At 40.9% G+C, this 19,202-nt stretch carries 16 protein-coding genes and 1 pseudogene; 8 read left to right on the top strand and 9 right to left on the bottom strand.

Annotated features, from left to right (window positions below):
- Positions 1-8 precede the first annotated feature (8 nt).
- Together uspE and bcp are read left to right on the top strand one after the other, a co-directional pair.
- On the top strand, positions 9-944 hold the full coding sequence (gene uspE, locus G327_RS0120370) for a universal stress protein UspE (RefSeq protein WP_019616657.1): 936 nt from the start codon (positions 9-11) through the stop codon (positions 942-944).
- 44 nt (positions 945-988) lie between these two features.
- Positions 989-1,456 carry a thioredoxin-dependent thiol peroxidase gene (bcp, locus tag G327_RS0120365; RefSeq protein ID WP_019616656.1) on the top strand — a complete coding sequence of 156 codons (468 nt, stop codon included), beginning with the start codon at positions 989-991 and terminating at the stop codon, positions 1,454-1,456.
- Between the two features lie 64 nt (positions 1,457-1,520).
- Here bcp and G327_RS0120360 read toward each other — a convergent pair whose 3' ends face one another.
- Together G327_RS0120360 and G327_RS0120355 are read right to left on the bottom strand one after the other, a co-directional pair.
- Positions 1,521-2,594 (bottom strand): AI-2E family transporter, encoded by a 1,074-nt coding sequence (locus G327_RS0120360; RefSeq protein WP_019616655.1) that lies wholly within the window; start codon positions 2,592-2,594, stop codon positions 1,521-1,523.
- 16 nt (positions 2,595-2,610) lie between these two features.
- Positions 2,611-2,859: a sulfurtransferase TusA family protein gene (locus tag G327_RS0120355; protein ID WP_033298716.1), complete on the bottom strand. Its 249-nt coding sequence runs from the start codon at positions 2,857-2,859 to the stop codon at positions 2,611-2,613.
- A gap of 429 nt (positions 2,860-3,288) precedes the next feature.
- Here G327_RS0120355 and bepA point away from each other — a divergent pair, with 429 nt between their 5' ends.
- The gene (gene bepA / locus G327_RS0120350) at positions 3,289-4,731 is read left to right on the top strand and encodes a beta-barrel assembly-enhancing protease (RefSeq protein WP_051090329.1); all 1,443 of its coding nucleotides are present in this window, start codon (positions 3,289-3,291) and stop codon (positions 4,729-4,731) included.
- A 56-nt stretch (positions 4,732-4,787) separates the two neighbouring features.
- Here bepA and G327_RS0120345 read toward each other — a convergent pair whose 3' ends face one another.
- Positions 4,788-5,747 (bottom strand): S49 family peptidase, encoded by a 960-nt coding sequence (locus tag G327_RS0120345; RefSeq protein ID WP_019616652.1) that lies wholly within the window; start codon positions 5,745-5,747, stop codon positions 4,788-4,790.
- 206 nt (positions 5,748-5,953) lie between these two features.
- Here G327_RS0120345 and G327_RS0120340 point away from each other — a divergent pair, with 206 nt between their 5' ends.
- A complete protein-coding gene (locus G327_RS0120340) occupies positions 5,954-6,796 on the top strand; it encodes a TPR end-of-group domain-containing protein (RefSeq protein WP_019616651.1) in 843 nt (280 codons plus the stop codon).
- A gap of 49 nt (positions 6,797-6,845) precedes the next feature.
- Here the strand turns inward: G327_RS0120340 and arcB are convergent, their stop codons facing one another.
- A complete protein-coding gene (gene arcB / locus G327_RS0120335; protein WP_019616650.1) occupies positions 6,846-9,104 on the bottom strand; it encodes an aerobic respiration two-component sensor histidine kinase ArcB in 2,259 nt (752 codons plus the stop codon).
- Positions 9,105-9,419: 315 nt separating this feature from the next.
- Between arcB and folE2 the strand changes: the two genes are divergently transcribed.
- Positions 9,420-10,340 (top strand): GTP cyclohydrolase FolE2, encoded by a 921-nt coding sequence (folE2, locus tag G327_RS0120330; RefSeq protein ID WP_019616649.1) that lies wholly within the window; start codon positions 9,420-9,422, stop codon positions 10,338-10,340.
- A gap of 366 nt (positions 10,341-10,706) precedes the next feature.
- On the opposite strand, the gene G327_RS0120325 is transcribed toward folE2, so the two are convergent.
- From G327_RS0120325 to tyrS, 4 genes are all read right to left on the bottom strand, one after another.
- Positions 10,707-13,232: a diguanylate cyclase domain-containing protein gene (locus tag G327_RS0120325; RefSeq protein WP_019616648.1), complete on the bottom strand. Its 2,526-nt coding sequence runs from the start codon at positions 13,230-13,232 to the stop codon at positions 10,707-10,709.
- Between the two features lie 182 nt (positions 13,233-13,414).
- Positions 13,415-14,320, bottom strand: a complete 906-nt coding sequence (gene mnmL, locus G327_RS0120320; protein ID WP_019616647.1) for a tRNA modification radical SAM protein MnmL/YtqA — start codon at positions 14,318-14,320, stop codon at positions 13,415-13,417.
- Positions 14,321-14,391: 71 nt separating this feature from the next.
- Positions 14,392-15,036 carry a hypothetical protein gene (locus G327_RS0120315; protein WP_019616646.1) on the bottom strand — a complete coding sequence of 215 codons (645 nt, stop codon included), beginning with the start codon at positions 15,034-15,036 and terminating at the stop codon, positions 14,392-14,394.
- 14 nt (positions 15,037-15,050) lie between these two features.
- A complete protein-coding gene (gene tyrS / locus G327_RS0120310; protein ID WP_019616645.1) occupies positions 15,051-16,322 on the bottom strand; it encodes a tyrosine--tRNA ligase in 1,272 nt (423 codons plus the stop codon).
- 147 nt (positions 16,323-16,469) lie between these two features.
- Between tyrS and mtnN the strand changes: the two genes are divergently transcribed.
- Positions 16,470-17,165 (top strand): 5'-methylthioadenosine/S-adenosylhomocysteine nucleosidase, encoded by a 696-nt coding sequence (gene mtnN, locus G327_RS0120305; protein WP_019616644.1) that lies wholly within the window; start codon positions 16,470-16,472, stop codon positions 17,163-17,165.
- On the top strand, positions 17,166-18,152 hold the full coding sequence (locus tag G327_RS0120300; RefSeq protein ID WP_019616643.1) for a cobalamin biosynthesis protein: 987 nt from the start codon (positions 17,166-17,168) through the stop codon (positions 18,150-18,152).
- A 23-nt stretch (positions 18,153-18,175) separates the two neighbouring features.
- Here the strand turns inward: G327_RS0120300 and G327_RS0120295 are convergent, their stop codons facing one another.
- Positions 18,176-18,391 carry a dodecin gene (locus tag G327_RS0120295; RefSeq protein WP_019616642.1) on the bottom strand — a complete coding sequence of 72 codons (216 nt, stop codon included), beginning with the start codon at positions 18,389-18,391 and terminating at the stop codon, positions 18,176-18,178.
- A gap of 569 nt (positions 18,392-18,960) precedes the next feature.
- Between G327_RS0120295 and G327_RS25245 the strand changes: the two are divergent.
- Positions 18,961-19,179 (top strand): annotated as a pseudogene (locus G327_RS25245) (IS110 family transposase); the annotation flags it as partial.
- Between the last annotated feature and the right edge of the window lie 23 nt (positions 19,180-19,202).

Raw genomic sequence — 19,202 nt, 5'->3', positions numbered from 1 at the left:
AGTTTGTTATGCTTAAGTATCAAAACATCTTAGTTTTCATTGATCCAACCCAAGAGTCTCAACCCGCTTTTGATCGAGCCGCGACCATTGCCCAGAAAGAGCAAGGGGCAAAAATAACACTGTTTTTATGCTGTTATGACCTCAGTTATGAAATGACATCATTAAGCTCTGCTGAAGAACGTCAGGCAATGCAGAATATAGTAATTAAAGAAAACAGAGAGTGGCTGCTGGCCCTTGCTCAACCATATCAGGAAAAAGGTTTAAATATTGACTGTCAGGTACACTGGCATAACCGCCCCTTCCAGGCTGCCATTATTGAAGTATTAAAAAACAAACATGATTTAGTGATTAAATCTACCCACCAGCACTCCAAATTAAGTGCAATTTTATTTACGCCTACCGACTGGAATTTATTACGCAAGTGCCCTGTTCCCGTCTTACTGGTTAAAAACCACGAATGGCCTGAAAACGGCAATATTCTCTGTGCTATCGACTGTAAAAGCATTCAGGACGAAGATCATCATAAGCTTAATATACAGATATTAAGCGAAGCTAAAGCCATGGCCGAAATGATTGACGCAAATATTCATATCGTCAACGCTTTCCCAAGCCCGCCTATGAATATCATGCTGGAACTGCCCGAGTTTGATCCTATTAACTATGAAGACGGATTAAAAAAATTCCATCAGAAAACCTTAAACGAATACGCTGAGTCTCACCAGATTTTAGCGCCGCGAACTCACCTGAGACAAGGTTTGCCTGAAGACGTGATTAGTGATATTGCTAATGAGATAGATGCTGAGCTGGTTATTTTAGGCTCTGTCGGACGCTCCGGCTTAAGCGCTACTTTATTAGGACATACCGCAGAACAAGTTATCGACAGCTTAAACTGTGATTTACTCGCTTTAAAACCAGAAGGTTTTATAAGCCCCATTAAACTATAAGCGTACCGCCATCAGCAGCAGTAGGCTTACTAAAAGAGAGAAATATGAATCGATTAGCAGCCGGGGATAAAGCTCCCCTATTTACATTACAGGACGACCAGGAAAACAGTGTTTCATTAGCCGAATTAAGCGGAAAAAAAGTATTAATCTATTTTTACCCGAGAGCTTTAACACCTGGTTGTACTACCCAGGCCTGCAGTTTACGTGATGTAAATGAGGAGCTTACAGAGCTTAATACCCTGGTATACGGTATCAGCCCGGATCCGGTGAAAAAACTGGCACGTTTTGTTGAGAAAAAAGAGCTTAACTTCCCATTATTATCCGATGAAGATCACGCGGTTGCTGATGCGTTCGGAGTCTGGGGAGAAAAGAAATTTATGGGTAAAATTTATGACGGTATTCATCGCATTAGTTTTTTAATTGATGAGCAGGGCAACATTGAAAAAGTCTTTGATAAATTTAAAACCAAAGACCATCATCAGGTTGTTCTTGATTATTTGCAAGGTGAATAGTTAGTTGAAAAAGGGCCAAGTGCCCTTTTTATATTAATAAGAGTAATGTTTATACTGACCGCAGCTATTCTTCAATACTTTCATCGTGCAACTGCCTGCTTGGCCAGGCGTTTAATACTGCTTTCACTAAGGTAGCTAACGGAATCGCAAAAAATACGCCCCAGAATCCCCATAAACCGCCGAAGATCAATACCGACATAATAATCACAACCGGATGTAGATTAACTGCTTCAGAGAACAGAATGGGAACAATTAAATTACCGTCCAGCACCTGAATCACACCATAAGCAATCATCAAGTAGGCAAACTGAGGTGTAAGCCCCCACTGAAACAGTGCCACAACAGCAACTGGCACGGTAACAGCAGCGGCTCCAATGTAAGGAATTAAGACCGATAAACCCACTAATACAGCCAGCAGCGCTGAGTATCTGAGATCCAGAAAAAAGAACACAAAAAAGGTAGATACACCGACAATCAAAATTTCAATCACCTTGCCGCGGATATAATTCATAATCTGGCCGTTCATTTCCACCCAGACCTGATTTGCCAGCTTTCTATTTGCGGGCAGAAAGCGCACGACACTTGCGACTAATAGGTCTTTATCTTTAAGCAGAAAAACCATCATTAACGGTACTAAAATAGCATATACAATTAATGCGGCGATATTTAACAGCGAAGCAAACGATTGAGACAGTAAAAAACCACCGCTGTCTAACAGGTAATTACGCAGATTATCAACAATGTGCGAAACGGTAACCGGATCTATCGCATCTGGATACTGACTCGGCAGTGTTAACAAATAGGCTTGCGATTCATTAAACATAGCCGGCAGATCACGAATTAAAGCAGCCCCCTGTTTAAATACCGTTGGCAGCAGCCCTAAAAACGCAAAAACGGCTATTGAGATAAATACCAGCATCACAATCAATGTCGCAACAGTGCGGTTAATCTTAAAGCGCATCAGATAATTAATCGGCCAGTCAAGTAAGTAAGCAAGCACTAACGCGACAAACAAGGGGACTAAAATACTACCGAAAAAATAAAAAACTAAAAAAGCACTGATCAATAATAAAAAAAGCACGCTCAAATTTGGATCAGAAAAGCGGCTTTTATACCAGTCTGTTAACTGTCTAAACATATAATTAATAACACCTTTAGTTTGGTTTTTGTACTTTAACTTTCATAACCAGAGACACTTGAGTATCCGATATGTTTATCGAATACAAGTAAGATTTCTTATCAAGATAACGGATAATATCCTGCATTGCAGACTCATTAGAGAATAACAGATGCAGTGTCTCATCAGCCTGCACACCTGAATGATGCTCATGCAGCAACAAATATCGTTTTAAAGTTACCAGTGACATCGGACATTGTTTACTTCGTAAATCTAACGTTTCCATCGGACCTGATTAAATAGGCTAACAGTACAGGATTATTAGCTTTACAGCTATACCCGTTACCAATCAAAATGCATTTATCAGTCGTTAGATCGGATACCAAGACAAGGCGCAACATGATGACCTTTCGAGCGGTTAACTTCCTTAATCCTCTATCGGTAAGAATAAAATAAAGACTTTAATCGTTAAACGGCTACTCCTTATTGAAGGTTACGACACAGTGTTGTGTTTGCAAACTAACGCCCCATAGGGCAGTCGAGAAGCAGAGATCTTCATTGTTGTTAAGTCTCGATTTGCTCCGTTAGATCTTCACCTCACGACTTGCTGATTTTTGCATCTTAAGTAATAACGGGCATATAAAGACTAATCATCACTTGCAATAAGTTGAAGCTTGTTTATGATTTTATTATCTTTTTCTTCTGAGTGGCGCCTGTGCTTAATAAATCCATAATTATTTCACTCTATTTTCTTCTATCGCTGATCAGCAGCGTGGTACATTCGTCGAATTCACTGCCTGATATAGGTACAGTAGGCGCAGGTGCATTGACGATTGAAAAAGAAAAAGAGTACGGCTGGGCATTTCGTTTGATGGCGAACCAGGGGCTGCCGATTATTCACGATCCTGTTTTAAATTATTATATTGAAGGATTAGGACAAAACCTGGTCAGCCATGCTGATTCAGTAAAACTCCCCTTCAACTTCTTTCTTATCGACGATAAAGAAATTAATGCGGCGGCTTTTTTAGGCGGTAACGTAAAAATTCATACAGGACTGTTTTTATACGCTCAAAATGAAAGTGAGCTGGCTGGTGTTATCGCCCATGAAATCGCACATATCACCCAGCGTCACCTGGCGCGTATGATAGAGCAGCAGTCATTCAGTAACCCCGCCTCTTTAGCCGCACTTGCAGGCTCTATACTGCTGGCCGTTGTTTCACCAACAGCCGGCATGGCGGCGTTAACAACCACCATGGCCGTAACAGCTCAGTCACAAATTAATTATACCAGACTGCATGAATATGAAGCCGATAGAATAGGTATACAGACATTAGCCGGTGCCGGTTACAACCCCTACGGTATGGCCGATTTTTTCAGTAAACTGGCGGAAAAATATAAATATGCCAATATGCCGCCGCAGATGCTGTCGACTCATCCTTTACCAGAAACCCGTTTAGCTGAATCTCGCCTGCGGGCTGGCCAGTTCGAGAAAAAACGTTATAAAAACAGTCTCGATTATCAGTTGAGTAAAGCGAGAATTACGGTTCGTTACAATAACATTTCAGCTAAAGCCGCTATCAGTTTTTATCAAAGTCAAATTACAAACCATAAATATCAATTAAAAGAAGCCGCATTATACGGCCTGGCATTAGCTTATTTTCAAAATAAAGATTATGAAAAAGCGCAGGAGATCAATGCACAGTTATTAAAAGAACAACCGGATAACCTGTTTTATAACGACTTTGCAGCAGATACTGCACTTGCATTAAAAGAACCGAAAAAAATTATTACACCGTTATCGGTACTTTATAAAAAATCGCCTGATAACCCGGTTATCGTGCTGAATCTGGTGATCGCACTGCAGGAAAACAAACAATACGAGGAAGCAGAGAAAAAACTCGAGTTATTTATTCGCTCACACCCTAACCATGTTCTAGCTCATCTGTTAGCCATTGATCTTTACAAAATAATGAACATCCGCTCTAAAGAGTATGCCAGCAGAGCACAGTATTTAGCGCTGCAGGGACGTTTTAGGGAAGCAAGCCAGGAGATGGGAAGTGCACTGGTTTATGCGGATAAGAAACTAGATCAGGCACGTTACAGTGCTAGAATTGAACTTTATAAAAAACAAGATCTTCGTCTGCAGTCATTAAAATAAACACGACAAGGGATAAAATGTTATCCCTTGTCGTGCACAGTTATTCTCAGGTACAGCTAGTGTAAAGTAAAATCAGTGCTTTCTAACTGCAGCTGTAAGGCCAGACCGGAACCAATCGATAACCCCAGCTTTTTAGTTAACGTTTCAAGCGTTGACGGGCGCACTGAATAATCAACAATATTTTCAGCTTTAACAATTTCCCGGGCGACATAACCAGGACTGCCTAAACCGTCAATCAGGCCTAATTTAAGTGCCTGTTCGCCGTTCCAGATCAGCCCTGAATAGAGTTTATCTGCAGATTCCGCTTTATTAAGACGCTCGCCGCGTCCCTCTTCCACCACTTTTATAAACTGCTGGTGCGTCACATCCAGTACTTCCTGCCAGAATACCTGCTCTTTTTCTTTAGCCGGTGAAAACGGATCTAAAAAAGCTTTATGCTCACCCGATGTAAAATGACGGCGCTCCACCCCGACCTTTTTGAGCAGATCAACAAAACCAAAACTTGATGCCGTCACACCAATAGAGCCGACCAGACTTGCTTTGTCCGCATATATATCATCTGCAGCGGCCGCCATATAATAACCGCCGGAAGCCCCAAGTTCAGCAATAACAGCGTACAGCTTTTTATCTGGATGCAGGCCGCGCAGGCGTTTAATTTCGTCATAAACATAACCGGCCTGCACAGGGCTGCCGCCCGGACTGTTGATAACCAGCATTACGGCCTGGCTATGCTCATTTTTAAAGGCTTCCCGCAGACCGGTAACAATCGAGTTGGCATTAGCATCCTGATCAGCTGCAATCACGCCGTTCACCCGGACCATTGCCGTGTGGCTGTCATTCTGCTTATCGCTGCCCATATCTGGACCTGAGATCATAAACAATATCAGCAGAACAAACAGGTATATAAAAGTTAAACTTTTAAACAGAACTCCCCAGCGTCGTGCTTTTTTCTGCTCAGAAAAGGTCTCTTTCATTACCCCCCGCAGCCATTTTTCCTGTTGTGAATTATCTTCCATTTACTCTACCTATTTGATATTCATTAAGATTTCATTCTAAATAACCACCAGCAATAAAGCACCACAAAAGACACAATTATTCGTTAAATCATCAAGATGTATCTTTTTTAAGCACCCGGCTTAGTTCATACTGTTAAACAAGGCCACTGAAAGAGTAAATTATCAGGTTAATTAATTTCTTATAACATATTTTACAGGAAGCAATTATGTTCAAAAAATCAGCTTTATTACTGACTTTTCTACTTACCCCGTTTCTAGCCAGCGGCACGGAGTCAGCTGCCGACAAAAGTATTTATGAGAAACCTTTAATTGAGCGCTATGTCTTAGATGAACTCAAATCCACCCGCCAGGATATGCAGGATCTGGAGCGTCGACTAACCATCGCGATTACCGATCGGGAATTAGCCGTCGCCGACAAATCACTGGGTTACGCAGAGCAGACCGTTACTTACTTTTTTTATGTTATCGCCGGCATCGCTTCTTTAATGGCCTTAATCGGCTGGAAATCTTTACATGAAATCCGCATTAACACTAAAAAAACAGCCAACCAGCAGATTAAACTCATTTCAGATCAATATGAAAAACAGTTTCAAGTTTTAGAGAACGATTTAAGACGTAAAACCCTGCGTATTGCTGATAACCATATTGAAATAGAAAAAATGAATGAAATACATAATCTCTGGTTACGAGCACAAAACAGCCAGACTCCTGAACAAAAAATTGAAGTTTACAATGAGATTTTAAAAATCCGTCCCGGTGATCTTGAGGCACTGATTTACAAAGCAGATGCGGTTATGGAGATTAGAGAGTTTCACTGGGCATTGAGTATCTGTAACCGAGTATTGGAAGTCGACGAGGGTAATGAAAATGCTTTATATCAGCGCGCCTGCGCTTATGCTTGTTTAGGTGTTGCAGAGCAGGCGGTTTCAGATTTAGAACTGGCTATTGCCGGGCGTACATCATTACGCGATTTAGCGGCCGAAGAAGCTGATTTTGAAAACTTGAGCGGTAATGAGCGGTTTGAAGCTTTGTTAGCAAACGACACATGATAAGTACGGGTAATGATGCGCAGGATCGGCTCACCATTACCCGTAATAATTAATTACCGGCCGCGACAATCCATTTTTTCAGCTCTACGATATCATTCTGATATTCTGATTTAAGTAACTCCACCCAGTCATCAATATTATCCCACCATGCAGGTAGATCCGGTGATTGTACTTTCTGTGCTAACTCCTGAATACGCTTTAACCCCACTGAGCCGGCTGCCCCTTTAATTTTATGTGCTTCACTGACAATGCCTTTTTTATCTTTAGCTGTCATATTTGAATCTAAAATATGCAGATAATCCGGCATCATTTTTTCTAACAAAGCCACGTTTTCCAACATCACAGACACCGGCAGAAACTCCAGCAGCTCGGTCAGCATAACTTCATCAAATAATACTTTTTGCTTCTCCTGAACTTTACCCGCAGGTAAGGAGTCACTTTTTTCTGCCGCATCTACAGAAACAAATAACCTTTTAATCATTTCATTCAGCGGCTGGATACTCAGAGGTTTTCCCAACGCATCGTCCATTCCCTGCTTGATAAACTGCTTTTTGTCTGCAAATACGTTAGCAGTCAACGCCACAATCGGTGGTAAGTTTTCTCCATGTATCTGCCGCAGTTTACTGGTGATCTGATAACCATCCATATCAGGCAGCTGAATATCCATTAAAATTAACTGATACTTTTTAGCAGCAACTTTCTGTAATGCCTGTTCGCCGTTTTCAGCACACTCTACCTGATGCCCCAATTTTTCTAATAATGCTTTGGCAACGATAATATTCAGTTCAATATCTTCAACTAATAGAATAGACAGTCTCGGCAGCACCGACAGTGCCATTTTTTGTTCAAGCTCTTTATCCGGACATTCCACCGGAAAACATAATTTAAAAGTACTGCCGGTGCCGACTTCACTGCTAACGCTTATCTTGCCGCCCATCGCTTTTACTATTTTCAAAGAAACAGCTAAACCAATGCCCGTGCCCGTCGCATGTTTATTACCTTTCACCTGGTAATACATCGCAAAAATTTTATCAAGCTGATCTTCGGGAATACCGATACCGGAATCCTGTACCTCAAAACAAAGCTTTGCACGATGCTCATTTTCACGCTCACTGTAACAGCGGATACACACTTCCCCCTGCTGTGTAAATTTAACGGCATTGGTGATCAGGTTCCACAGAACCTGCCTTAAACGGGTATCATCGGCATCAATATAATCAGGTAAAACACCCTGCTGCTCAAAGCGCAGCGCTAAATTTTTCTGCTCTGCCTGGATAAAAGCCAAGCTCTTTAAATCACTGATAAAATCAACCATATTAATATGATTACTAACCAGATTCAGACGGCGACGGTCCAATTTATCTAAATCAACAATATCATTAAAAATATTACCTAAAGTAATCGCACTCATATGAATTGTTTTCAGGTGTTTCATCTGCTCACTAGAAAGCTTCTCGTCCAGCAGCATACGGCTTAAACCAACGATACCGTTTAACGGCGTTCTTAACTCGTGGCTTATAGTAGAAATAAAGGTGGTTTTATCACGACTGGCTTTTTCCAGGTATTCCTGATGTTTTTTACGTTCGGTAATATCCCTGCCGAAACCTATAATTCCGACGCACTCTTTGTGACTGTTATAAAGCGGCAGCGCACGCACTTCAAAATAGGCCTGCTTGCCGCTGGGATAATGCAGCCAGTGTTCGTGGATCAACTCCTGCTGAGTTTCTTTAACTTTATTATCTCGTGTAACCACTTCCTGGGCATAAGCTTCGCTGTAAATGTCAAAGGGTGTCAGGCCGATCAGTTCTTTTTCGGTCTTACCGGTCAGTACCTCCATTGCTTTGTTACAGCTGACAAATCGGCCTTTTAAATCTCGGTGAAAAACCAGATCCGGTGAGGTATTAATAAAAGAGCGTAATAATATGGCACTTTCTTCGAGCTTTAGCTGAGTCTTTTCTCGTTCGATAATCTCAGACTCTAAGGCGCGGGTCTTTTCCTGATCGTTATTTAAAATAATCTTCAAAGTGGCGACTGTATTTCCAAGACGTTCCCTGGCCTCTTCTAAGTCTCCGACGACTACCGTTAAAAAATACACCGCCCAGGGGGTAATTAATAAACCTAATATAAATGAGCGGGAGACACTGACGATATCCAGCGGCCGATCAAAGTAATAGGCGAGTAACATCTGCAGTACCGAATCAGCACTGATTATTGCCACGGCCAGGATCAGGCTGAAACGAATTGTCCCGGACCTTTTCAATAAAGCTACATAATAATGAACCCAGGTTTTAAGGTTAAGTATACTCACATTCGTCTCAGTCAATTAAAATACAAAATTATTTTATTGTAATCATAAATTGCCTTATTTATTAAAGTTATTACGCATTTTTTTAATTAAATTGAAAAAAAAGCCAGTTTGAGACAGTTACGACAGACCATAAGCGCATATTATAACGAGTTGTTGTTAATCCTTTTCATTTCAAGGTTTTTAATTCTTCCTAACACGTCTATAATGCACCGCCTAAATTTTTAATTTATCAGTACACCCAGCCCGCTTATAAATACAGGTTCCCAGTTGGCTCGGCTATTGATAAACACTTACTGTTTAAGGGAGTTTTTCCAAATGGCAATGCCAGATATCGCAAATAGTGCACAAGCTCAAACTGAGGGTACACTCGACCGTGTTGGTATGAGTAATATCGAGCTACCTTTGATGGTACAAACAGATGACTGCGCACCGCAACAAGTAAGTGCCAGTGCTGAATTATTTGTTAATCTTGGAGACGCTCAAGCGAAGGGTATTCATATGTCCCGCTTGTACCTGCAGCTGGATCAGCTTTCTACTGAATCAGAGTTAACACTTGAGACACTAACCACCCTGCTTGAAGGATTTATTACCAGCCACCATGAATTAAGCCAGCAGGCTTTTGCTAAATTTTCTTTTGATTATCATCTGCGCCGCAAATCATTAATCAGTGAGAAACGCGGCTGGAAAGCTTATCCGGTTATTATTACCGGCCTGTTGAACGATGGTAATCTTGAACTTGAGCTACAGGTTAACGTACCTTATTCATCAACCTGTCCTTGTTCAGCAGCCTTAGCACGCCAGCTTATTCAGGATGCCTTCTCACAAAAATACGAGCAGCAGACAGAAATTAACAAAGATGATATTTTAAGCTGGTTAGGATCAACTCAGGGTATCGTTGCAACACCGCACAGTCAGCGCAGTATTGTTGAAGTAAAAGTAAAGCTTAACGAAACGAACTCATCATTCCCGATTATCGAGCTGATAGATTTAGTTGAAGATACACTTAAAACACCTGTACAGGCGGCGGTAAAGCGTGAAGATGAGCAGGAGTTTGCACGCTTAAACGGACAGAACTTAATGTTTTGTGAAGATGCAGCTCGTCACCTGCAGTATTCACTTCATAAGCAGACTAAATTTGATGATTTCTGGTTACGTGTTAACCATTACGAAAGCCTGCATGCCCACGATGCGGTTTCTATCACCACCAAAGGCATCGAAGGCGGTTATTCAGCCTGATCTTTGGCGCATAAACAAAAACAGCTGTGACTTGAAAGCCGCAGCTGTTTTCTCTGCACCGCAAACAGGCTTAGCTTCACTGCCTGGAACAAAATTCAGATGGTCTGAAATTACGGAGAAAAATGAATAAGAGCAAGACGTTTGATTATGTTTGACAGCGCAGACTGTTCGCCCTGGTCAAATAGAGTGACTGGCAATTAGGATTGAAAACAACGAAATCATCGTTAATTTTAACCACTAAGGCTGAGCAGATATTTATGCGGATTGCTGTAACTTGCAGATTTTATCAAAATACGGGAGAGGACTGCTTTCATAAATGACTCTGCGCAGGACCTATTTTCAAAGATAAACAGGCCCTAATAAAAATTAGTGAACGCTTATCTGGTCTCGACCGGACATTTTTGCGTCATATAATGCATTATCTGCTTCCGCCATCAGCATTTTCATCGAATTTAATTCGCTCGGGAACATACTTGATAAACCCATACTCATCGTGAGTATATTATTTATATCAGAAAAACCATGCTCAATATCTGCTTCTGCAAGTGACTGGCGCATGCATTCAGCAACTTTAAGGGCTTTAGTCGCATTGCCGCCTTTAATCAAAACAGCAAACTCTTCACCGCCGTAACGCGCCACAAAACAGTCATTCTCCTGAGCTGCTTTTTGTAATGCACAGGCAACTTTCTGCAGCGCCTGATCGCCCTGCTCCTGTCCGTAATTATCATTGTATGGTTTAAACAGATCGATATCACACATCAGTACTGATAATAACTCCTGCTCAGCACCGGCCTGCTGCCAGAGATTGGAAAATTCAATATCAAAAGCACTGCGGTTGGCAATATTAGTCAGCGTATCATGCAGTTTTTTAGTGCCTTCCTCCGGGGGCTCTTGAGCGAGTTTTTGCTCAATTTGTTTTTTAGCCGAGATATCCCGCGCCATGATCACAATGCCTTTAGTATCACTATCAGCATCAGCAAATCCCGCTTTATGAATCTCATAACATGACTCGGCGCCGTCAACAAATAACTGCTCTTCAAATACAACTGCTTCACCAGACTCGAGTACTTCATAATTCTGCCGCTCAACCCAGTCAATGCGCCCGGAAGCTGACAGTTCACTGTGCAGCTGACCGACAATATCTTTTGAATTTGAACCCATTAATTTTGCAAATCCGTTATTAGCAGCAATAACCCTGCCCTGAGAATCTAACAACGTAATCGGATCCACACTGACAGCAAACACTGAGCTTAATAAGACATGCTGTTTTAATAACGCTTTCTCGGTTTCTTTACGCTGTAAATTTTCATCTTTCAGCTGTTTGGTTAAATTATGCAGCTCGGTAATATCACTATCTATGGTTAAAATGGCAAAAATAGTGTCTTTATCATCATATAAAGGCACCTTGGTAATATTAACCAAACTTAGCTGTTTATTTTTCTGCTCAATCCACTCCTGAGTATTAAATGTTTCCCCGGTCCAGACAGCGGCTTCCTGCTGCTTTTGTTTTTTAACTACATCTACCGGCAGCAGATCAGCAACCTTCTGGCCCGGAGCATGTGCAACTGTAGTATGGTGTACTTTCGCCCAGCTTTTATTACAGCCGATAACCGTACCTTTAGAAGACTTGAAAGCAATCTGTTCAGGTATTGAATCAAGTACTTTACGTAATAATTCTCGTTCTTCTATTAATTTTCGCTCAGCTCTTAATAAAGCCGTTACATCTTTTAAATAACAGAGCCAGACCGTATGGTTCTGGTAATGTACTCTTTTCGCTGATATTTCAATATCATGATAATCATCTTCAACTAATAAGCGGATCTGAGTCTCTTCAATAACAGATTGATGACTCATTTTGTTGATGAAACGAGATAATAAAAGCTGATTTTGTGCTTCGACAAACAGATATTTGTTTTTTTGATTCTTAAATGGAAACAATGACTTAACTTCATCATTAAGGTAAAAAATCGAGTTGCCGTCCAATGAAAAAATTGCCAGAGGGTAAGGAGATGAATCTAAAATATCTTTAAACTGACGGTCTTTTCTACGTTTTGAACGAGTAAATATAAACACTAAAGCTAGAAGGCAGGCAATAACCAGCAGGTTAGTTGCCATTTCCATGGAGACCCCCCAAAGAGGCCGGCTTACATTTTTTACCGTTAAAGCCGTTTTTTCAGGCATTGGATCAAGCTGATTTCCCCACTGGATCCATTCAAGCAGCGTCCCCTGTTCAAGCGAGGTATAGACAAGCAGTTCATTGCTTGATGCAGTAAGCATCGTTTTTTTGAAAACGACAGATAACAATTGATCCGCAATGCTAGGAGTACTCTGATCAGCACTGAATAAAACCAGAGCATCAATCTCTTCATTATAAATATCTATCAGAATTTCAAACAGCCCTAGGTATTCTTTATAAATAATATTAGGCGTTTTAGTAAAGAGCGGTAACTGTTGTGCTTCGGCTAATAATCCGCCGACAACAACCGGTGTATTTTTATTAATTAAAGAGGACTTAACCTCTTTGGCACGCGGGGAAAAATAATAAAACTGGCTGTCAATACCGATCAAAGCTGATTTTTTTAGTGTGGCTAAGGCTTTAAACTCATCTCTTAAACCGCTGTACACGGCCGGTTGGTTCTCACTGAGCAGCTGATAGATATCTTGTTTGATGTAAGGTATAAAATTAACAGCAATACCTGTCTGCATCGCCCATTCCTGCCAGTAATCCACCAGCAGACCGCGCGCTTTTTTTTGAGAATTAAAGCCCGAAAAAGGTAAATTTTCATCTAAATAAACATTAATCTGCGACGGTTTGGCTGATTCATTTAGAACAGCCTGAACCGGACTTAAACAGGCTAATAACAAAATAAAGACTGATAACAATTTCAGCATGATTATATCTTTTCAAAAAAAAGCCAGAGATATTAAGCTTAGACTACCAGCTGTTTAAAGATAATTAATCGTTGTTTTTTGAGTACTATAACTTGCTGACCTTCACAGTTTATTATCTTGCCCCCTGATTTTTTGTCTTCTCAATGCTGCTGATTAATGAAGCATTTTAAGTTTTCTCTTGCTCAAAGAGCGGTTCCCTGTCCACCGAACTCCTGCATCAGTTTTCCCATTCTATTCTGTACCGGCCAGCGTTTTTCACACCATAACGGTGCCAGTAGTTCATCAATCTTTGCCGTTGCTGAAATTCGATGAAAAACAATCTCTTTCGGGGTAGCACGGATTAATGACACGGCAGCCTGACTGTACTGCTCTAAAGACAATGTGGACAGACGCCCAGCCTGCCAGGATTTTTCCATCGTTGCGCCGCGTACAACATGCAGCGGATGCAGTTTTAAACCGTCAACACCACTATTAATAACCTGATCTAATGTCTGTTGATAATCAGCCTGGGTTTCATTGGGCAGACCTAATATAAGGTGAGTGCACACTTTTATGCCACGTGCACGTGCCTTAACGCAGACCGAGTGATAGTCAGCAAAACCGTGGCCCCGGTTGATGCGCTTAAGTGTTTTATCATTGCCTGACTGCAGACCTAACTCTAACCACACTTCAAAACCGCGAAACAGATAGCTGCTTAATAAATTTAAAACTTCATCAGAAACGCAGTCCGGCCGAGTACCAACACAAATGCCGACAATATTATTATTTTCAGTGGCTTGTTCATAGAGCCTGGCAAGCTGATTAATTTCAGCATAAGTACTGGTATATGCCTGAAAATAAGCAAGATACTTTTTGGCTTTATGAGAAACCTCCTGTGCGCGTAAAAGCAGCTGCGTGCTGATACTCTGCTGAGCCTGGCTTTCATCGGCAAAGGCGGCAACATTACAAAAAGTACATCCACCTCTGCCCAGCGTGCCGTCACGGTTAGGACAGTTGAAATCACCATGCAGAGTTAGTTTATGAACTTTCTCACCATAACGTTCTTTAAGATCGGCACCTAAAGTGTTTACATAATCGGTCAGCTGCATTCACTACTCCCCAAATAATAAAAAAGGCCACTATGCAGTGACCTTTTATGACTAATTTGATTTATATACAATTAAAATGCGAAGGTAAAATCAGCCCACACTTCACCATCATTATTAAGATGAGCAGACAATGCGACATCTTTTGCAACCTGATAACCTACATCAACGGTAATATCAAGGTCGTTAATATCGATACCGTTGACTGCATATTTATAACTTGGTGTTGCCCCGAACCATAAGGCACGATTAACGGAGTAACGGACAGCCGCATCAATTTCAATATAAGTAGTGGAGCTCATATTATCACCCCACATCAAACCTAAATTCATTGACGGATAAATTATAATATTCTGCTCTGCCAGCGGGATTTTTTTAATCACCCCGACTGAAGCCTGATCATAATCATCAGTCCAGCGGGTATCAAAAGAAAAACCCGTATCGTTAGCGGTATTAAATGCTAAATAATTAACATTGTAATAGTCGAGATCATGTTTTGCTTCAACAGTAAACAACTGCTTAAACTGACCGCCTAAATAGCCGCCGACAGCACCGTAAACATCAACCCCTTCAGTCCCGACACCTACACCGGCACGAGAATAAACAGCAGTAGGATCGCTAAAATCTACCCAGCTGCTTTTATCATCAGCGGCCGCCTGAAAGCTTAAAGCACATAGCAGTGAGGCTCCCAGAGTTTTTACATTTTTAAATTTAAGCATGCTTCTCACAAACCTTATTTCCAGATAAATAAATTAAACAGACGTTTACCGCGTTTAATCACAGTGTATTTGCCAAATAAGGCATCTTCTTTTAATAGAACCGCTTCACTGTCGGTCTGTTTTTCACCGTTAATAGTAACTGCACCATTTTTAGTAAATTCACGCGCCATTTTATTTGACTTAGCAAGTTCACAGCTGGTTAAAAGTTCAACTAGCGGTTTCTCGCTATCTTCAACACTCGTTGTCGGTAGTCCGTCCTGTGCAAGCTGTGCTAAATCAGACTCGCTTAACGCGCTTAAATCACCAGAGAATAACGCTTCAGTTATACGCTGTGCTGAAGCTAAACCTTCTTCACCATGTACTAAACGTGTAACTTCCACTGCTAAGATACCCTGGCCTTCAGGACGCCCTTGAACGGTTTTATCTTTTTCTTCAATTGCTTCAATCTGTTCAATTGAAAGGAAAGTAAAGTAACGCAGGAACTTGTAAACATCAGCATCTAATGTCGTGATCCAGAACTGGAAAAAGGCATAAGGCGATGTTTTAGCAGCATCAAGCCAGATTGTGCCGGACTCTGTTTTACCAAATTTGGTACCGTCTGATTTTGTTACCAGCGGCAGCGTTAAACCAAATACTTTTTCTTTATTCATACGACGAGTCAATTCGATACCGCCGGTGATATTACCCCATTGATCAGAGCCGCCGATCTGCAGTGAACAACCCGTTGCTTTGTTTAGTGCGGCAAAGTCATATGACTGCAGCAGCATGTAGCTGAATTCAGTGAAAGAGATACCAGAGCCTTCACGTTCAATACGCTGTCTTACTGACTCTTTTTGAATCATAGCGTTAACACTAAAGTGCTTACCTACATCACGTAAAAACGAGATGCTGTCCATTTGTCCAATCCAGTCAAGGTTGTTGACAACTTCAGCCGCATTTTCATGGTCACCAAATTCGATAAAAGCACTTACCTGCTTTTTAATTTTACCGACCCAGTCTCCAACGACATCATCCGTGTTTAATTTACGCTCACTCGCTTTAAAGCTAGGATCGCCGATTAAACCCGTTGCGCCGCCGACTAAAGCTAACGGCTTATGTCCGGCTTCCTGGAAACGTTTTAATGTCAGTAATGGTACTAAGCTGCCGATATGCAGGCTGTCAGCTGTCGGATCAAAACCACAATAAAGTGTCTGGCAGCCGCTTGATAAATGTTCATGTAATTCTTCATCAGCTGTTGTTTGCGCAACAAGGCCGCGCGCTTTTAAGTCTTCAAGTAAGGCATTCATTGTTTTAGGTTCCTGATTCTTTACTAATTTATTATTTATTGTGCGAGATTTTACACAGTTCGGGCCAACAAAAACACCATAGAGTGAAGATCTAACTAAGAATATGCTAACATTATGACTTTAATAGAATTCCAAAGAGTAGATAAGATGAAAATAGGCATTATTGGTGCAATGGATGAAGAAGTTGAAATCCTGAAGTCACATATGAAAAAAATAGATACAACTGTTATTGCAGGTTGTGAGTTTTATCAAGGTGAATTAAATGGTAAACAGGTTATCTTAACTAAATCTGGAATCGGTAAAGTCGCGGCGGCAGTTGCTACAACATTATTATTAGAAAAATTCCAGCCTGATACGGTAATTAATACCGGCTCTGCAGGTGGCTACGATACCAGCTTAAGCGTTGGTGATATTGTTATCTCTACCGAAGTACGCTTCCATGATGTTGATTTAACTGCATTTGGTTATGAAATCGGACAGATGGCACAGTTACCGCCAGCCTTTCCTGCTGATCCAAAACTTATCGACATCGCACAACAGGCTGCTGAAACATTAGATAATTTGAAAATCATCCAGGGGTTAATCTGTACTGGTGATATTTTTATGGCGGATCCGACCAAGGCTGAAGTTGCTCGTAATAATTTCCCGACAATGGCTGCCTGTGAAATGGAAGCAGCAGCGATTGCTCAGGTTTGTTATCAGTTTAAAGTCCCGTTTGTAATCATTCGTTCATTATCTGATATAGCGGGTAAAAAGTCAGAAATCTCATTTGAGGAATATCTTCCAATTGCAGGCAAAAATGCATCTATACTGGTTGAAGCTATCCTCAACCGTCTGGACTAAATGCACAATTTTCTGGCTTTTATTGAACAGTACGGTACTTATTTTAGTTTTATAAGTGCTGCACTGTGCTCATTTTTTATCTCTCTGCCGAAAGATCTTAACCCTTTATCGGCAGTTGAGTTAATGTTTCGCCAGATAGCCAGAAAAGTAAATATAGATGACCGTAGCAACGGTTATAAACGCCTGGCAAGCATCTTATCGATCAGTTTAATTTACTTTCCAAGCATATTAATCATCAGCCAGTTATATAACGTTGTATTTCAGCCTGTTATTTTAGATATTTTATTATTATTTGTACTGTTGTCCTGGCATGATAAGAAGTTAACATATCTACAGATAAGTGATGCACTAAAGACAAAGAATCTTGCTCTGGCAAAGTTCAAATTAGCCTCATTAGCCCGACGTGAAACAAAACCGCTATCCTTAATGGGCATTAATAAAGCCAGTATTGAATCGATGGTATTACAGCTGACGGCATCCTGGTTTGCAGTTATTTTCTGGTATCTGTTAACGGGCGTCTACGGTGCCGTTCTTTACCGCACCATACAAATTTGTTCCCAGCAGTGGAGCTGTAAACAGGATAATTTCCAAACAATAGCCAGTATCCCCTCCTTTGCCTACTCAACCCTGTTATTTCCGGTACACCTGATTGTCAGTTTTACCTTCGCTTTATATGATAAACCCTTAGAAAACCTGCCTAAAAAATTCAAGCAGAGCATCCACTGGCACCACTTTTCTTCCGGTTTAATGCTCGCAAGTTTTGCCCTTAGTATGCAGATTGAGCTGGGAGGCGTGCGCCTATACCAGAAGAACAAAGTAACCTACTCAACATTGGGTTGCGGAGGCGCACCAGGCATAAATAAAATTGAGCAGTCCCTGCAGCGCCTAAGCTTAAGTGCATGGTTTTGGCTGACCTGTATTACCGGTTATACTTTTTTTCCTCTTTTACTTGAATTTATTACCTTAAATAATCATTCATCACTTTAAAGCGCAGTATGTACAGGCTGAAATTAGCTGTTTTCTATTCTAAAGCCTATCTTAACGGTCACCTGAAAATGAGCGACTTTACCATCAACAATATGGCCGCGCGTTTCCACAACCTCAAACCAGTCCATATTTTTAATCGTCTTACTGCATTCAGCAATGGCATTACTGACAGCGTCCTCGATACTAATTTTAGATGAACCAACCATTTCTAATTTTTTATAAGTATGGTGTTCTGACATATCAAACTCCTGTTTTATAAAGAAGGATTGTCAGAACTATAGTTGAATAATAATTACTTTACCAAAGAGCTTCTCTGCCTATAGTAAGCTGTTGAATAAAGCATAAGTTGTCATTGTCTAGGCCTGCAATACCAGCTATATCCCGTTTTTAATTTTTCTAAGCTGACAAAAAACAAACCGTAAGACGGCAGTATATTTATTTCCCCTTAATGATTAAAAATAGGAGAAGACACAATCCGACTTGGAGGAGAGGCAGTAGTATTACGAGTAACTTTGGCCTTAAACTACACTGTTTTATCTGTTGATTCTTTCTTATTTACGCTCACTTTCTCCCAATTGCGAGCGTAAACCCTTTATATCCTTATAATTAATTGTGGGTAACACTGGAAACTAAACGCCAACATTAAGCGGATCAACTAGAGTCCGCGTGCCGCAACTTGTTAGCATTTTTTAGACTACCTTTTATCAATCGCAAGGGCTCGCCATAATATTTTGTGGATATATACTATAGATGTATTTTCAATTTTCTTTGCTGTTAAATCCTGACTTCTATCATGAGCCCACCTCACATACGTGGTGGTCGTCATAAAATACGCACAGTGATGTACATGGCGATGATGTCAGCAATGCAGTGTAATCCAGTTTTTAAAGCGACATATCAACGATTGTTAGCGGCAGGAAAACCAAAGAAAACAGCGATAATCGCTTGTGTTCGCAAGATGATTATTATTCTAAATTCGATGGTGAGAGATGGTGTCATGTGGGATCCTAAAATGAATACTAATTAGGATTTGACACCATAGTCACTTGT

Source organism: Psychromonas ossibalaenae ATCC BAA-1528 (assembly GCF_000381745.1).
GTDB classification, from domain to species: Bacteria; Pseudomonadota; Gammaproteobacteria; order Enterobacterales; family Psychromonadaceae; genus Psychromonas; species Psychromonas ossibalaenae.
Note: the sequence above shows the minus strand (reverse complement) of the source record. Positions and strands in the feature narration are given on the sequence as shown.

Bases quoted from the DNA above. Each gene is read 5' to 3' on its own strand.
- uspE (WP_019616657.1), top strand. From the start codon at position 9: ATGCTTAAGTATCAAAACATCTTAGTTTTCATTGATCCAACCCAAGAG.
- bcp (WP_019616656.1), top strand. From the start codon at position 989: ATGAATCGATTAGCAGCCGGGGATAAAGCTCCCCTATTTACATTACAG.
- G327_RS0120360 (WP_019616655.1), bottom strand. From the start codon at position 2,594: ATGTTTAGACAGTTAACAGACTGGTATAAAAGCCGCTTTTCTGATCCA.
- G327_RS0120355 (WP_033298716.1), bottom strand. From the start codon at position 2,859: ATGGAAACGTTAGATTTACGAAGTAAACAATGTCCGATGTCACTGGTA.
- G327_RS0120345 (WP_019616652.1), bottom strand. From the start codon at position 5,747: ATGGAAGATAATTCACAACAGGAAAAATGGCTGCGGGGGGTAATGAAA.
- G327_RS0120340 (WP_019616651.1), top strand. From the start codon at position 5,954: ATGTTCAAAAAATCAGCTTTATTACTGACTTTTCTACTTACCCCGTTT.
- folE2 (WP_019616649.1), top strand. From the start codon at position 9,420: ATGGCAATGCCAGATATCGCAAATAGTGCACAAGCTCAAACTGAGGGT.
- G327_RS0120325 (WP_019616648.1), bottom strand. From the start codon at position 13,232: ATGCTGAAATTGTTATCAGTCTTTATTTTGTTATTAGCCTGTTTAAGT.
- mnmL (WP_019616647.1), bottom strand. From the start codon at position 14,320: ATGCAGCTGACCGATTATGTAAACACTTTAGGTGCCGATCTTAAAGAA.
- G327_RS0120315 (WP_019616646.1), bottom strand. From the start codon at position 15,036: ATGCTTAAATTTAAAAATGTAAAAACTCTGGGAGCCTCACTGCTATGT.
- tyrS (WP_019616645.1), bottom strand. From the start codon at position 16,322: ATGAATGCCTTACTTGAAGACTTAAAAGCGCGCGGCCTTGTTGCGCAA.
- mtnN (WP_019616644.1), top strand. From the start codon at position 16,470: ATGAAAATAGGCATTATTGGTGCAATGGATGAAGAAGTTGAAATCCTG.
- G327_RS0120300 (WP_019616643.1), top strand. From the start codon at position 17,166: ATGCACAATTTTCTGGCTTTTATTGAACAGTACGGTACTTATTTTAGT.
- G327_RS0120295 (WP_019616642.1), bottom strand. From the start codon at position 18,391: ATGTCAGAACACCATACTTATAAAAAATTAGAAATGGTTGGTTCATCT.